This is a genomic window from Streptomyces agglomeratus (assembly GCF_001746415.1).
Lineage (GTDB): Bacteria > Actinomycetota > Actinomycetes > Streptomycetales > Streptomycetaceae > Streptomyces > Streptomyces agglomeratus.
Map to the genome: position 1 here is coordinate 7026036 of NZ_MEHJ01000001.1, position 15513 is coordinate 7041548.

The 15513-nt window shown below is 72.4% G+C and carries 14 protein-coding genes; all 14 read left to right on the plus strand.

Annotated features, from left to right (window positions below; translation table 11 throughout):
- Positions 1-111: 111 nt before the first annotated feature.
- The 14 genes from AS594_RS30745 to AS594_RS30810 all read left to right on the plus strand — a co-directional run bounded on the left by AS594_RS30745 (position 112) and on the right by AS594_RS30810 (position 15509).
- Positions 112-1503 carry an ATP-binding protein gene (locus AS594_RS30745; protein ID WP_069935566.1) on the plus strand — a complete coding sequence of 464 codons (1392 nt, stop codon included), beginning with the start codon at positions 112-114 and terminating at the stop codon, positions 1501-1503.
- Positions 1500-1937, plus strand: coding sequence for a roadblock/LC7 domain-containing protein (locus tag AS594_RS30750; protein WP_069930068.1), 438 nt, complete (start codon positions 1500-1502; stop codon positions 1935-1937). Before AS594_RS30745 ends, AS594_RS30750 begins: the two co-directional genes overlap by 4 nt.
- Positions 1934-2293, plus strand: coding sequence for a DUF742 domain-containing protein (locus AS594_RS30755; RefSeq protein ID WP_069930069.1), 360 nt, complete (start codon positions 1934-1936; stop codon positions 2291-2293). Before AS594_RS30750 ends, AS594_RS30755 begins: the two co-directional genes overlap by 4 nt.
- Complete coding sequence (locus AS594_RS30760; RefSeq protein ID WP_069930070.1) at positions 2271-2888, plus strand: GTP-binding protein; 618 nt, start codon at positions 2271-2273, stop codon at positions 2886-2888. Before AS594_RS30755 ends, AS594_RS30760 begins: the two co-directional genes overlap by 23 nt.
- Positions 2885-4309, plus strand: coding sequence for a cytochrome P450 (locus AS594_RS30765; RefSeq protein WP_240509115.1), 1425 nt, complete (start codon positions 2885-2887; stop codon positions 4307-4309). Before AS594_RS30760 ends, AS594_RS30765 begins: the two co-directional genes overlap by 4 nt.
- Positions 4291-5424, plus strand: coding sequence for a cytochrome P450 family protein (locus AS594_RS30770; RefSeq protein ID WP_070343628.1), 1134 nt, complete (start codon positions 4291-4293; stop codon positions 5422-5424). The genes AS594_RS30765 and AS594_RS30770 overlap by 19 nt, the downstream gene beginning before the upstream one ends.
- A gap of 315 nt (positions 5425-5739) precedes the next feature.
- Positions 5740-6651: a bis(hydroxyethyl) terephthalate hydrolase gene (gene bdeA / locus AS594_RS30775; RefSeq protein ID WP_069933776.1), complete on the plus strand. Its 912-nt coding sequence runs from the start codon at positions 5740-5742 to the stop codon at positions 6649-6651.
- 251 nt (positions 6652-6902) lie between these two features.
- On the plus strand, positions 6903-9758 hold the full coding sequence (locus AS594_RS30780) for a helix-turn-helix transcriptional regulator (protein ID WP_069930072.1): 2856 nt from the start codon (positions 6903-6905) through the stop codon (positions 9756-9758).
- Positions 9759-10094: 336 nt separating this feature from the next.
- Positions 10095-12344 carry a sensor histidine kinase gene (locus AS594_RS30785; RefSeq protein WP_240509116.1) on the plus strand — a complete coding sequence of 750 codons (2250 nt, stop codon included), beginning with the start codon at positions 10095-10097 and terminating at the stop codon, positions 12342-12344.
- Positions 12341-12745, plus strand: coding sequence for a roadblock/LC7 domain-containing protein (locus tag AS594_RS30790; protein ID WP_069930074.1), 405 nt, complete (start codon positions 12341-12343; stop codon positions 12743-12745). Before AS594_RS30785 ends, AS594_RS30790 begins: the two co-directional genes overlap by 4 nt.
- Positions 12745-13110, plus strand: coding sequence for a DUF742 domain-containing protein (locus tag AS594_RS30795; protein WP_069930075.1), 366 nt, complete (start codon positions 12745-12747; stop codon positions 13108-13110). The genes AS594_RS30790 and AS594_RS30795 overlap by 1 nt, the downstream gene beginning before the upstream one ends.
- Complete coding sequence (locus AS594_RS30800) at positions 13097-13687, plus strand: GTP-binding protein (protein ID WP_069930076.1); 591 nt, start codon at positions 13097-13099, stop codon at positions 13685-13687. The genes AS594_RS30795 and AS594_RS30800 overlap by 14 nt, the downstream gene beginning before the upstream one ends.
- A 92-nt stretch (positions 13688-13779) precedes the next feature.
- Positions 13780-14562 carry an amino acid ABC transporter ATP-binding protein gene (locus tag AS594_RS30805; protein ID WP_069930077.1) on the plus strand — a complete coding sequence of 261 codons (783 nt, stop codon included), beginning with the start codon at positions 13780-13782 and terminating at the stop codon, positions 14560-14562.
- 107 nt (positions 14563-14669) lie between these two features.
- Positions 14670-15509 (plus strand): glutamate ABC transporter substrate-binding protein, encoded by an 840-nt coding sequence (locus tag AS594_RS30810; RefSeq protein WP_069933775.1) that lies wholly within the window; start codon positions 14670-14672, stop codon positions 15507-15509.
- Positions 15510-15513 lie beyond the last annotated feature (4 nt).

Consider the following 15513-nt stretch of genomic DNA (forward strand, 5'->3'; position numbering starts at 1 on the left):
CAGCAACAACTGATGGGCAATCAGATAGCTGCTGCCCCGGACGACTTGAACCCACGTGTCATGCCTAGGATGATCAGCGGCTTCACCTCTCCCCCCGCTCATGAGGATCTGATGACACAACACATACCGGAGGCGGTGGTCTGGTGCCTTGCCGTCTGTGTGCTCGCGGCCTCGGTCCTGCTGGTCCGCCAGCGCAGGCTCACCACCGCTTTGCGCCGGCGCCTGACCGCGTCGGAGCGCAGCCTGCGGGCGCGTGACGCGGAGGCCGCCCACCTGGTCGAGGTACGCCTTCCCGCGCTGACGCAGGCCCACCAGCAGCCCGTCCCCCTGCCAGGTCCGCTCGATCCGGGGCTGGCCGGCACGGCGTACGGGCAGAGTCTCCAGAAGGTCCAGGACCTGTTCGCGCAGGCCGTCGACGCCGCGCGGGGCCGGGCCGACCAGTCGGCCCGGGCGACGCTCAAGGCGGCGATGCGCGCGCTCCAGGCACTCGCGAACGAACAGCAGCTGTCCATCTCGGACATGCAGGACCGGCACGACAGCCCCGATGTGCTCCAGGACCTGCTGGAGATCGACCACGCCAACGCGCAGTTCGGCCGCAGGGCGCAGGCCATCGCCGTACTGTGCGGTTCGTGGCCGGGACGCCAGCGCGTCGCGTCGGCGCTGGTCGACGTCGTACGCGGCGCCACCTCGCGGATCCGCGACTACCGGCGCGTCGAAGTCCATTCCCGGGTCGACATGGACGTGGTGAGCCGGGCGGTGGAGCCCGTGGTCCTCGCGGTCGCCGAACTGCTGGACAACGCGGCGCGACACTCGCAGCCCAACACCACGGTCCAGGTCAGCGTCCAGCCCGCGCACAACGGCGTCTGTGTCGTGATCGACGACGCCGGGGTCGGCATGGACGCCCGCGAGACCGAGGAGGCCGGCCGGCTTCTGTCCGGCCGTGAGGACATCGACATCAACCGGCTCGGCGACCCGCCGCAGTTCGGCTTCGCGGTCATCGGCGTACTCGCCGCCCGGTACGGGTTCACCGTCTCCGTCGACACCCGGTCCCCCTACGGCGGAGTGCGCGCCGTGCTGTTCCTCCCCCACACACTCCTCAACCGCGTACGCGCCCCCGCCGCACCGGCGGGCGCACAGGAGGCCGGAACCACCCCCGTGGCAGTCCCCGCGGCAGTCCCCGCGCCAGCGGAGCCCGCCCCGGCAGCGGCCCCCGCCCCCGAACCCGCCCGTACACCCGTCGCCGCCCCTGCCGCGGCCGGTGGCGCCGTCGCCGCCCCTCCCGCTGCCGCTCCGGCGTCCACGGCCGGCGGTCTCCCCAAGCGCCGCCGCCGGTCAGCCCAGGACCCGGACGCGGGACAGCAGGCGGCCGTCGCACCACCCGCCGCCGGTCACACCCCGGTCCGCCCGGCCGCCGAGACGGCGTCCCGCATGGGCGCGTTCGCCCGCGGCACCCGCTACGGGCGCGCCGCCTCCCAAGACGACGAAGGGAACCCGCAGCAATGAACGACCACATGGCCAACGAACTGGGCTGGATGCTCGACGAGGTCCTCAAGGTCCCGGAAGCCCGCCACGCGATCCTGCTGTCCGCGGACGGCATGCTCCGGGCGCACTCCCAGGGCATCGCGCGCGACGAGGCCGAACGTCAGGCCGCCGCGCTGTCCGGCCTCCAGTCGATCAGCCGCAGCACGGCCGAGTTCTGCGCCCAGGAGTCCTCTCCCTGGCAGCAGACGCTGGTCGAGTTCGTCGACGGGTACGTCTTCCTGGTCGCCGCGGGCGCGGGTGCCTACCTCGCGGTCTCCGCCACCCAGAACGTCGACATGGAGGCGGTCACCTACGGCATGCACAAGCTCGTCGACCGTCTGGGCAAGGAGCTGACCAGTCCGCCCCGGCAGGACGCGGTACCGGCGGCCCGGCCAGGCACCAGCCGCCCGGCATGAGCCCGCCGCACAGGCGGGGGAGGGGCCTGGTCCGCCCGTACGTCGTGACGGACGGCCGGGCCCATCCGACGCGCAACACGCTCGACCTGGTCACGCTCGTGACGGCGGCGTACGACCGGCCCCTGACCGGGCTGAGCCCGGAGAAGCGCCGCGTCATGGAGCTGTGCCGGGGCGGAGCCCTGTCGGTGGCCGAAGTGGCCGGACACCTGTCGCTGGCGATCAGCGTCACCAAGGTCCTGCTGAGCGACCTGATCGACAGCGGCCACATCAGTACCCGGCCGCCCGTACCCAGGGCCCAGCTTCCCGACGACCAGCTCCTCCAGGAGGTGCTTGATGGACTCCGCGCCAGGCTCTGACCCGGTCGGTCAGGCAGGCCAGGTTTACGTCTCCGACACGGTCAGGACGGCGGTCAAGATCCTGATCGTGGGTCACTTCGCGGTCGGCAAGACCACCTTCGTCGGCACGCTCTCGGAGATCCGGCCGCTGCGTACCGAGGAGACCATGACGCAGGCCAGCGAAACGGTCGACGACCTGGCCGGCAGCCCGGACAAGACCACCACCACCGTCGCCATGGACTTCGGCCGGCTGACGCTCAGCGAACAGCTGGTGCTGTACCTCTTCGGCGCTCCCGGGCAGAAACGCTTCACTCCCCTGTGGAAGGACATGCTGAACGGAGCCCTGGGCGCACTGGTCCTCGCGGACACCCGGCGGCTCGATCAGTCCTTCGACATCATGGGCCTGCTGGAGGAGCACGGCATGCCGTACGCGGTCGCCGTCAACCAGTTCGACGGCGCGCCGGTCTTCCCGGCGGCGGAAATACGCGAAGCCCTCGACCTGCTCCCCGAAACCCCCCTCGTCACCTGCGACGCGCGGCACCCCGCGTCCTCCACCGAGGCGCTGATCTCCCTCGTCGAGTACCTCATGACCCGCACCTCACAGGAGCGCCGATGACCACCCCCCAGCACGGCCCGGGCACGGCCCCGCCCCCCGGCTGCCCCGCGCACGCCGGCCCCGAAGGCGCGGGGGCCCGTACACCCCTGTACGGGCCGGACTTCGCCGCCGACCCGGCGGCGACGTACGCACACCTGCGCACCTACGGCTCCGTCGCGCCGGTGGACATCGCGCCGGGCGTCCGCGCCTGGCTCGTCACCGGCTACGAGAGCGCCCTCGAAGTGCTGCGCAGCCCGGAGCGGTTCTCCAAGGACCCGCGCCGCTGGCGCGACCTCGCCGACGGGACGGTGCCGGCGGACAGCCCGGTCGTCCCGATGATGATGTACCGGCCGAACGCGCTGTTCACCGACGGCGACGAGCACGCCCGGCTGCGCGGCGCGATCACCGACAGCCTGAGCCGCGTGGACCCGAACGCGCTGCGCGGGTACGTCGAGCAGAGCGCCGACACCCTCATCGACCGGTTCGGTCCCACGGGCCGGGCCGACCTGCTCGGCGAGTACGGGGCGATCCTGCCCCTGCTCGTCTTCAACCAGATGTTCGGCTGCCCGCCGGAGACGGGCGACAAGCTCGTCGAGGGCATGTCCGGGATCTTCGACGCCGACGCCGACTCGGAGAAGGCCAACGCGGTCCTCACCGAGGGCGTCGCCGAGCTGGTCGCCCTCAAGCGCGAGCGGCCCGGGGCGGACGTGACGTCCTGGCTGATGGCGCACCCGGCGCGGCTCACGGACGAGGAGATGATGCATCAGCTCGTCGTCCTCATGGGCGCGGGCACCGAACCCCAGCAGAACCTCATCTGCAACGGGCTGCGGCTGCTGCTGTCCGACGACCGGTTCGCCGGCGACCTGGCCGGCGGCAGCATGCCCGTCGAGGACGCGCTCGACGAGGTGCTGTGGACGGACCCGCCGATGGCCAACTACGCCGTCCACTACCCGCTGCACGACCTGGAGCTGGACGGTATCGAGCTGCGCGCGGGCGAACCCGTCCTGATCAGCCTGGCCGCTGCGAACACCGACCCCGCCCTCGCCGGTGACCGGCGCGGCGGCAACCGCGCTCACCTGGCCTGGAGCGCGGGCGCGCACACCTGCCCGGCCAAGAGCCCCGCACGGCTGATCGCCGCGGTCGCCGTGGAGAAACTCCTCGACCGCCTCCCGGATACCGAACTCGCCGTAGGGGTAGAGCGGTTGGAGTGGCGGCAAGGGCCCTTCCACCGGGCCCTTGCCGCCCTGCCTGTGCGCTTCCTCCCGATCACCCAGCCGGTCACCACGGACGAGCCCTCTGGAGCCAGTACATGGAACACGAATCCCGCCCCCTCGTCATCGACCCCTCCGGTACCGACATCCACGGGGAGGGAGCCCGCATCCGCGAACGCGGGCCGGCGGCGCTGGTGGAGCTCCCTGGCCAGGTGGTGGCATGGGCGGTAAGTGACCACGCGCTGCTCAAGGAACTGCTCACCGACCCCCGGGTGTCGAAGGACCCCAGGCAGCACTGGCCCGCGTGGATCAACGGGGAGATAACCCCGGACTGGCCGCTGTTCACCTGGGTCGCCGTGACCAACATGTTCACCGCGTACGGAAACGACCACAGGCGGCTGCGCAAGCTCGTCTCCACGGCGTTCACCGCGCGCGCCACCGAGGCCCTGCGCCCGCGTATCGAGCGCATGACCGCCGATCTGCTCGACGGCCTCGCCGCGGCCCCGGCGGGGCAGGTGGTGGATCTGCGCGAGGAGTACTGCTACCCGATCCCCATCCAGGTGATCTGCGAGCTGTTCGGCGTCAGCGACGAAGGCACGCGCAAGGAACTGCGCCGCCTGGTGGACGGCATCTTCAACACCGCCGCCTCCGCCGAGGAGGCCGCAGCCACCTTCCAGGGGATCCACACCGTCCTGTCCGACCTGGTCGCGCTCAAGCGGCGGACGCCGGGCGACGACATGACCAGTGTCCTGATCGCCGCGCGGGAGGAGGACGGCGAGCGGCTCACCGAAGCCGAACTCGTCGACACCCTGCTCCTGGTGATCAGCGCCGGCCACGAGACCACGGTCAACCTGCTCGACAACGCGATCCACGCCCTGCTGACCCACCCGGACCAGCTCGAACTGGTCCGCTCCGGCGGGGCCACCTGGAACGACGTGATCGAGGAGACGCTGCGCGTCCAGGCGCCGGTGGCCACCCTGCCCCTGCGTTACGCGGTGGAGGACATCGAGACGGCGGGCGTGACCATCAAGAAGGGTGACGCGATCCTCGCCGCGTACGCCGCCGCCGGGCGCAACCCGGCGCTCCACGGCGAGGACGCGGACCGGTTCGACGTCACGCGGCTGAACAAGGAGCACCTCGCCTTCGGGCACGGCGTGCACTTCTGCCTGGGAGCGCCGCTGGCCCGGCTGGAGGCGCAGATCGCCCTGCCCGCGCTCTTCGAGCGCTTCCCCGGCCTGGCCGCGGCCACCCCGGCGGAGGGGCTGGCGCAGGTCGCGTCGTTCATCTCCAACGGCCACCGCAGCCTGCCCGTGCTCCTGAAGGGCGAGGCGCGGCCGGCCGGCTGACGCGCCTGCCCCGTCAGCAGAGGGAGGAGAACCGCTTCGTGCGGCTCTCCTCCCTCTCGCTTGTCCGGCACCGTGCCGGGCCGGGGCAAGGGGAGGGGGGAGGGGCGGGGAGTCCGGCGGAGACAGGTGATTCCACCGATGCCCGCGCGCCGTACGTACGGAGACAGTGGCACCCGCCAGCGAACACGGCGGTGCCCGCCCCCACGTACGACCGGCCACAGCCCTCGGCGACGAGTGCGTCGCGCCGGTCACGGCCATCGGCACCGCCACGACCGAGAGGACGACTCAGTCGTGCAGCAGTTCAGCAGTGAGACCATCCGGAACGCTCCCGCCCACCGCCGACGCGGGAGCGGCCGCCTGCGGTCGCTCGTGGCCGGCCTGGCGGCGCTCCTCGCCGTCGGCGGGCTCAGCTCCGTCGCCACCCCCGCCGCCCAGGCGGCCGACAACCCGTACGAGCGCGGCCCCGCCCCTACCACAGCGAGCATCGAGGCGCCGAACGGCCCGTACGCGGTCTCGCAGACCTCCGTCTCCTCCCTGAGCGTCACCGGCTTCGGCGGCGGGACGGTCTACTACCCGACCACCACCGGCGACGGCACTTTCGGCGCTGTGGCCATCTCGCCCGGCTTCACCGCCGGTGAGTCGTCCATCGCCTGGCTCGGTCCGCGACTCGCCTCCCAGGGCTTCGTCGTCTTCACCATCGGCACCCTCACCCGGTACGACCAGCCGGACAGCAGAGGCAGCCAACTCCTGGCCGCACTCGATTACCTGACCCAGCGCAGCACCGTACGCGCCCGGATCGACAGCGGCAGGCTGGGCGTGATGGGTCACTCCATGGGCGGCGGCGGCTCACTGGAGGCTGCGAAGAGCCGGCCCTCCCTCCAGGCGGCCATTCCGCTCACCGGGTGGAACACCGACAAGACCTGGCCGGAGATAAAGACCCCGACCCTGGTCGTGGGGGCCGACGGTGACACGGTCGCGTCGGTCGGCTCGCACTCCGAGCCCTTCTACGAGAGCCTGCCGTCCTCGCTCGACAAGGCGTACCTGGAACTCAACAACGCGACGCACTTCACGCCGAACACGTCCAACACCACCATCGCGAAGTACAGCATTTCGTGGCTCAAGCGGTTCATCGACAACGACACCCGCTACGAGCAGTTCCTCTGCCCGCTGCCGCGCCCGAGCCTGACCATCGAGGAGTACCGCGGCAACTGCCCGCACACCTCCTGACGTTCGCCGGCCATCCGGTGCCGGTGCCGGCCGCGTGCCCCGCGGCCGGCACCGGCACACCGCTTCCCCGGGCCGTGTGCGCCGGCACAGACTTGGCCCGCCGCCGCTGGGCGCGCGCCCAGCCAAGACCTGCTCGGACCGCCGTCTCCCCAGGTGAGAGGGGGGACAGGGCCTCCCGCGCGGTAACGGACAGAAGGCTTCCGTCTCTGCTTACGCGGACGTAACGTGACGGCCGTGACCGGGATACGACCGTGAGCGTTCCGCACCGGCTGTACGGCCGGCGTTCCGAACTCGAAGCCGTGGCAGCCCTGTCGGACCGGCTGCGCTCCGGCCACGGCGGCGCGCTGCTGTTCGCGGCGGAGCCCGGCCTCGGCCGCACCGCCCTCCTGCGCCGGGCCGCGCTCGGCTTCACAGCGGGTCCCGTCCTGCACACCGGAGCCGTACCGGCCGAGAGCGCACTCCCGTACAGCGGTGTGCACGCGCTGCTGTGCGCCGCCGGCGATGTGCCCGGCGCCCCGTCCGCCGGCATCCTGCCCGCCGGTCTCGAACCCGGCGGACTGCTGGAGCTGCTGTCCGGCCTCGCCGCCGGGCGGCCCCTGCTGGTCTGCGTCGACGACGCGCACCTGTGGGACGCACCGTCGCGCGCCGCTCTCGGCTTCGCCGCCCGGCGCCCGGACGCCCTGCGCTCCGTCGGGCTGCTGCTCTCGGCGGCCGCACACCGCGCACAGGACCCGGACTTCGCCGGACTGCCCGCCGTCCGCCTCGGTCCGCTGACCGAACGCGCCGCGGGGGACCTGCTGGACGAGCTGGCGGGGGAGGGGACGGACCCCGCCGTACGGGAGGCACTGCTGCACGAGGCCGAGGGCAACCCGGCCCTGCTGAAGGTACTGGCCGGCCGCCTGTCACCGGCCCAGCTCTCCGGGCACGCCCCGCTGCCCCGGCCGCTCGCCGACGCGGACGCGCTGTCGCGCACCGTGGGCGGCAGGCTGGCCGCGCTGCCGCCGGACACCGCGTTCGTACTGCTGCTGGCGGCCGCCGCCGAGGAGCAGGCGCCGGGCGCCGCCGGAGCCGACGCGAACCTCGTGCTGCGCGCCGCCCGCTCCGCCGGCATCGGCCCGGCGGCGCTGGACGCCCCGGAGGCGGCAGGGGTGGCGCGCTGCGACGGCGACCTGATCCGCTTCGTGAACCCGCTGCTGCGACGCGCCGTGCACGCCGGGGCCTCCGCCGCCCGTCGCCGCGCCGCCCACCGGCTGCTCGCCGGGGCGCTCGGCGGTGACGGGCACCGCCTCCCGCGCCTGCTGCACCACGCGCTGGCCGCAGACGGCCCCGACCCGCGCCTCGCCGGGGACCTGGCCGCGGCCGCCGCCGCGCCGGACCCGTGGGTCCCGGCCCTCCAGCGCTCACTGGCCCTCGCCCGGGCGGCCGAGCTCACCACCGCCGACGACAGCGCCCGTACGGCCCGCACCACGGCGGCCGCCGAGCACGCGAGGCTCGCCGGGTGCCCGCACCGGGCGCGGGAGTTGCTGGCCGCCGCCCCCGAGGGGGCGGCCCACGACGCTGTACGCGGCCGGGCCGAACTCGTCCGGGGCGCCCTGGCGATGGGCGACGGCCCCGCCGGTGACGCGTACGGGGCGTTGCTGGTCGCCGCCGGGCTGCTCAGCCCGTACGACCCGCACCACGCTCTCGCGGCGCGCCTCGGCGCCATGGAAGCGGCCTGGGTGGCGGGCGACGCGGCGGCCTGCGTGGCCGCGCTCGGCGGCGCCGATCCAGCGCTCGGCGGCGCCGATCCCGTGCCGGCCGGGCCCGCGCCGCGTACCGCGCCGGCCGGGACCGCTCCGTACGCCGCAGGACAGGGCGCGTGCCCGCACGCCCCGACGGCGCGCCCGCCGTCGGCCGCCCCCGGGGGGAGCGGGACGTACGACGACTACCGGGCCGGAATGCTGGCCGCCCTCCAGGCACGGCCCGAGCAGGCCAGGGGGCCGCTGCGGCGGGTACTGGAGCGGGCCGTGCACGACGACGACCCGCAGCGGCTGCTGCGCGCCGGGGCCGCCGCGCTCGTCCTCGGTGACATCACGGCCGCGTGCCGCCTCCACACGCGGGGTCTCGCCGTCGGCCGGGCCAGGGGCCTGGTCGCCCTGGTGCCCCGGCTCCTGGAGCACCTGGCGTACGCCGAGTTACGGGCCGGACGCCACGCCCGGGCCGGTGCGCACGCGAGGGAGGGCCTGCGCGCCGCCCACCGCGCCGGCCAGCGCAACGCCGCCGCCCACCAGCACGCGATCCTCGCCCTGGTCGCCTCGGTCGAGAGCGACGCCGGGGCCGTGGCAGGCCATGTCGCGGCGGCCCTGGCGATCGCCGGTCCGCACGGCCTCGCCCAGGCCGCCACCTTGGCCGAATGGGCCTCGGGGCGGGCCGACCTGGGGCGGGGACGGCCGGTCGAAGCCGCCGCGCGGCTCGGCCCGCTGGTACGGGCGGGCCCGCGCCGGGGCCACTTCGCCGTCCGGATGCTGGCCGTGCCCTGTTTCGTCGAAGCCGCCGCGCTGGCCGGGCACCCCGACGACGCGCGCGGCGCCGTCGAGGAGTTCGCGGCCTGGGCCGCCCACGGCGGAGACCCGCAGGCCCCCGCGCTGCTCGCCCGCTGCCGGGCACTGCTCGCGGACCCCGGTGAGGCCGACGCGCTGTACGCCCGGGCGCTGGCCGGTCACGAACTGGCGGACGGCGACTTCGAGTGGGCCCGTACCCAGCTGCTCTACGGGAAGTGGCTGCGCCGCCGGCGCCGTCCGGGCGAGGCGCGGGTCCGCCTGAGAGACGCACTGGTGGCCTTCGAGCGTTCCGGTGCACGTACCTGGGTGGACCAGGCGCGAGCGGAGCTGCGCGCCACCGGCGACGTGGCGGGCGGCGAACCGGTGGGGGCGCTGTCCTGTCTGACGCCCCAGCAGCTGCGGATCGCCCACTGCGTGGCGGAGGGGGCGACCAACCGCGAGGTGGCGCGGCGCCTTTCCGTCAGCCCCAGGACCGTCGACCACCACCTGCGCAACGTCTTCGCGCAGCTCGGTGTGCGCTCCCGGGTGGAGCTGTGCCGGCTGGTCGACCGTGCCGGCGCCCCGTGACGCGCGCACCCGGCGGGCGCCGCACGGCGTACCGGTCGAACTCCGGCACGGCCCCCGGCCCGCGACGCCCCCTGCCGCAGTTACCACGTAGTGATCGCGGAGGCAACCACTCCCTTTCCTGGCGTGGCTGGTTATGATCTGCATCCCCACGTCTGCACCCCGGTCCGGCGCCGTCCCAAGTCCCGCTCCCCGTCTCGCGCCGGCCCGGCCGCTCGCTGTTCTTCCGCTCTCCCGCGTCCCCGAGGACTGATGTCTCCCATAGAACCCGAAGGCTCACGAGATACGTCGAAAAACCGTCGCCGGCGAACCGTTCGCCTGCGCACCCTGCTCATCTGCTTGGCGGTCGTCCCCACCGTCGCGATGAGCGCCCAGGCCGTAGTGACCGCGGAACGGCTGCGGGGACAGTCGGAACACCTGCGCGCCGACGTGGCGGCCGGTGAGCGGATCGGCGTACCCGTGTACAGACTCATGGTCGCGTTGCAGGCCGAGCGCAGTACGACGGCCGCGCGGCGGGCGGGCTCCGCGGTCTCCGCGGGCGACGTCAGGGACGTACGCGCGGCGACGGACCGCGCCGCGGCCGAGTTCCGCACGGCGGGCGGCGACCGGGCGGAGTCCGGGCAGCGGGACCACCACCTCGTCCGGGTGCGGGAGAGTCTCGACGACCTCGACGCCCAGCGCGAGCGCGCCGATGCCCGCAGCGCCGGAGCCGACCGTACGATCGGCTACTTCAACGGCGTGATCGACGAGGCGATCCACGTCTACCAGCAGGAGTTCAGCCACACCCAGGACGCCGAGCTCACTCAGGAGAGCCGGCTCGTCGCCACCATGTTCTCGGCCTCGGAGCTGCTGGCGCGCGAGGAGACCATCCTCGCGTCGGCCGGGCCGTCGAGGGAGCTGACGGCATCGCGGTTCGCCGAGTACGTCAACGCCGTCGGAGCCCACAGGTACTTGTACGACACGTCGATCGTGCCGTACCTGGCCGCCGAGGACAGGGCGTCGTTCCGGCGGATCACCGGCTCGGGCGCGTGGCAGGCCAAGACCCGCATCGAGAACGTCGTGATGTCCGGCCACGAGGACATCGCGACCGGTGTGCGACTGCCGCTGGAGGCAGCCGGCTGGCGGACGGCGCACGACAAGCTGGCGGGGGAGCTGGCCACGTTCAACGCCGACCGGTCGCGGGGCGTGCTCGAACGCGCCGACGCCAAGGCGGACGAACTGGAGACGGAGGTCGCCCGGCTGGTCGCGGGAAGCGGCGGGACGCTGCTGCTCGTCGCCGGCGTCGTCGTGTTCACCACGCGCACGGTCCTGCGCCGCCTGCGCGCGCTGCACGAGCGCACGGTGGCCGTCGCCGAGGAGACGCTGCCCGACGTCGTGGCCCGGTTGCAGCGCGGGCAGCCCGTCGACGCCGACACGCTGCCCGCCCCGACCGGGGCCCAGGACGAGGTCGGACGGATCAGCGACGCGTTCGCCAGGGTCGTCGCCGTGTCCGTCGACGGACACCGGCAGCTCGCGGACGAGCGCCAGGGGTTCGGCATGTTCGCCGCGGGCATCGCCTCCCGTACCGGCAACCTGGTCAGCCGTCAGCTGAGCCTCACCGAGGACCTCCAGGACACCTTCGGCCACAACGAGGCACTCCTCGCCCAGCTGATGCGCTCCGACCAGCTGACGGTGGGCATGCGGAGGCAGATCGAGAACCTGCTCATCCTCTCGGGCGGCGAGATCCCCGACCCGCACACCGAGCCCATGCGCGTCGCCGACCTGCTCCGCGAGGCCGCCGCGGAGGTCGAGGACTTCCGGCGGATCGAACGGCAGGCCCTGGACGAGATCAGCGTCGAGCCACGCGTGATCAGCCAGATCAGCCACCTGCTCGCGGAACTGCTGGACAACGCCACCCGGTTCTCCCCGCCGAGGTCGAAGGTCGTCATCCGGGCCGAGCTGGTGGCCGACGGGCTGTCCGTCGAGATCGAGGACCGCGGCCCGCGTGTCACCGCCGCGAGCTACGAGGAGATGAACCGGCGCCTGCACTCCGCTCCGCCGTACGCCGTCCTGGCCCGCAACGCGCACCGCCTCGGCCTCTTCGTCGTCGGCCACCTCGCCGACCAGCTCCCCGCCACGGTCACGCTGCGCCGTTCGGTGTACGGAGGGACATCGGCCGTGGTCGTCGTTCCCGGGGAACTGCTCGTGCCCACGGAGCCGGAACCGGCACCCGAGGCGCCGCCGGCGCCCGTGCGGGCCGTCCCCCCGCAGGACGCTGCCGCCCCGCGCCGCCTCGAAGTACGCAAGCCCGGACCGGCCCAGGCGAAGACCGGACTGCCGAGCCGCCGGACACACGAACGTCCGCGGGAAACGGCGCTGGAGCGGTCGCCGGAGCGCACACCTCCGGCCCCGCGGGCCGGGGGATCCCGGCCCGCCCTCCCCGAGCGCGTACCGCACACCCATATCGCCGAACAGCTCCGCGAGCCGCGCGCACCGGAAGCAACGGCCGGTCAGGAAGCGGCGACGCCCGAAGAGGTGGCCGACGCCTGGACCGACTACGAACAAGGGACCCGGAAAGTGGAAGCAGAGCTCCGACAGGACCAGCCATGACGAATACATCGAACGACATGATCTACAGCATCCTGGACAACAACCTGACCAGGATCGCCGGCATTCAGGGGGCCGTGCTCCTCTCCAACGACGGCATCAAGCTCAGCGCCTACCTGCTGGAACGCGACCAGGCCGAGCGCATAGCCGCCGCGTCCTCCGGAATCGCGGCCACCATGAAGGCGATCTCCCGGGAGATCGACGGCGGCGGGGTGATCCGCCAGCTGGTCGAGATGGACGACCGCTATCTGTGCATCGTGGGCTGCGGCGAGGGCAGCACGCTCATCGTCGTCACCTCCCGCAAGGCGCGGCTGGGCGAGCTGGGCGGTGAGGCGGTACGGACCGCCCAGGCGCTCGGTGAATGGCTGGGCACACCTGAGCGCAACCCGGTGCTCCCGTCCTGATGGCGGAAGATCCGCAGCCCCGCGACCGCCGCCGGACGCGGCTGTACGCCCTGACCGACGGCCGTACAGCCGCACCGCACACCGTCCTGACCATGGACACCACCATCACGGCGGCGGTCGACGCGGACGCGCTGGGCGGCCTGCCCACCGAATGGCAGGCCATCCTCGGCATGTGCCCGCCCCCGGACGGGCGGGCGGTCGCCGAGATCGCCGCCCGGATGCACATGCGCCTCACCCCCATGACGGTCCTGCTCGGCGAACTGGCGGACCGGGGGCTGATCCACCACCGACCGCCCCTGGAAGGCGCCGAGACCAGCAATGTCCACCTGCTCATGAGAATCAGGGACAGCCTTGCCCACCTATGACACCCCTGCCGGCGAAGCCGCCCCCGTCAAGATCCTCATCGCCGGCGGCTTCGGCGTCGGCAAGACGACGCTCGTCGAGACCGTCTCCGAGATCGAACCGCTGCGTACGGAGGAGCGGCTGACGGCGGCGGGGGTCGGCGTCGACGACCTCGACGGCATCGAGTCCAAGACGGTGACCACCGTGGCGATGGACTTCGGGCGGATCACCCTCACCGACGCCGGAGTCGTCCTCTACCTGTTCGGCACCCCGGGCCAGGAGCGCTTCTGGTTCATGTGGGACGACCTGCTGAACGGGGCGTTCGGAGCCGTCGTACTGGTCGACACACGCCGTCTGGACCGCAGCTTCCCGGCCGTCGACTTCTTCGAGAGCCGCGGGCTCCCCTTCGTGGTCGGCGCGAACTGCTTCCACGGCGAGCAGCCGTACACCGCCGAAGAGATCCGGGCGGCGCTGCATCTGCGTGACCCGGACACCCCCGTCCTCATGCTCGACGCCCGCTCCCGCGAGGAGGTCCGCGACACCCTGCTGGCCCTTCTCGACCTGCTCATTGCCAAGGCCCGGGAGACCGCGACGGTCTAGATCACCGCTCTTCGCACCGGCCGCGCCAACGTTCCTGCCCGCTTGGCCCCCTCGGCGTGCGCCCGGCCGGAGTCGGACGGAGTATGAAGCCGATGAGCGGAGTAGCTGTGACCAAGGGAAACGCGACGGCGGGCACCGACGACGCGCTCGTCGTGCTGAAGAACGTCAACAAACACTTCGGCGCACTGCATGTGCTTCAGGACATCGACCTGACCATCTCCCGCGGCGAGGTCGTCGTCGTCATCGGGCCGTCCGGGTCGGGCAAGTCCACACTGTGCCGCGCCATCAACCGGCTGGAGGCCATCGACTCGGGCGAGATCTCCATCGACGGCAAACCGATGCCGGCCGAGGGCCGGGAGCTCGCCGCGCTGCGGGCCGACGTGGGCATGGTGTTCCAGTCGTTCAACCTCTTCGCCCACAAGACCGTGCTCCAGAACGTGACGCTGGGCCAGATCAAGGTCCGTAAGAAGGACAAGAAGGACGCGGAGGAGCGGGCGCGCTCGCTCCTCGAACGGGTGGGTGTGACCACCCAGGCGGACAAGTACCCGGCGCAGCTCTCCGGCGGCCAGCAGCAGCGCGTGGCGATCGCCCGGGCGCTGGCCATGGAGCCCAAGGTCATGCTCTTCGACGAGCCGACCTCGGCGCTCGACCCAGAGATGATCAACGAGGTGCTGGAGGTGATGCAGCAGCTCGCCCGCGACGGCATGACGATGGTCGTCGTCACCCACGAGATGGGCTTCGCCCGGTCGGCCGCGAACCGCGTGGTCTTCATGTCGGACGGCCGGATCGTGGAGGAGACGACACCCGACGAGTTTTTCACCAACCCGCGCAGCGACCGGGCCAAGGACTTCCTGTCGAAAATCCTGCACCACTGAGCCCCCCCGCCGAGGCCCCACCGGGCCTCCCCGGCCCCGGCCGCGCCCCGCGGACTCCTTCCCCACATCAATCCCTTCCCCCCAATCAATCCCCAGGGATGATCACCATGAAGATGCTCAAGGTCACCGCCGCGGCCGCCACCGCGCTCGCTCTGTCCCTGACCGCCACGGCATGCGGCTCCGACGACGGCGACGAGAGCGGTTCGGGCGGTAACGGCAACAAGATCACTGTCGGCATCAAGTTCGACCAGCCGGGCCTGGGCCTGAAGACCCCGGACGGCAAGTACACGGGTTTCGACGTCGACGTGGCGACGTACGTCGCGAAGGAGCTGGGCCACGAGCCCGGCGACATCGAGTGGAAGGAAGCCAAGAGCGCCGACCGCGAGACGCTCCTGGAGCGCGGCGATGTCGACTTCATCGCGGCCACCTACTCGATCAACGAGGAACGGGAGAAGAAGGTCGACTTCGCCGGCCCCTACCTCCTCGCCCACCAGGACATCCTCGTCCGCGCGGACGACGACTCGATCAAGAAGCCCGCGGACCTGAACAACAAGAAGCTCTGCTCGGTCACCGGGTCCACCTCCGCGCAGAACGTGAAGACCAAGCTCGCGCCGCAGGCACAGCTCCAGGAGTACGGCGGATACTCCGAGTGCCTGACCGGCCTGGAGAACAAGGTCATCGACGCCCTGACCACCGACGACTCGATCCTCGCCGGTTACGCCTCCCAGAAGGAGCACCAGGGCAAGTTCAGGCTCGGCGGCTTCAAGCTGAGCAATGAGAACTACGGCATCGGCGTCCAGAAGGGCAGCGAACTCAAGGCCAGGATCAACACCGCCCTGGAGAAGATGGTGTCCGACGGCTCCTGGCAGGAGTACGTCGAGAAGAACTTCGGCCCGGCCGACTACAAGAACGAGCCCGCCCCGAAGATCGGCAACGTCGTGAGCTGAGGCC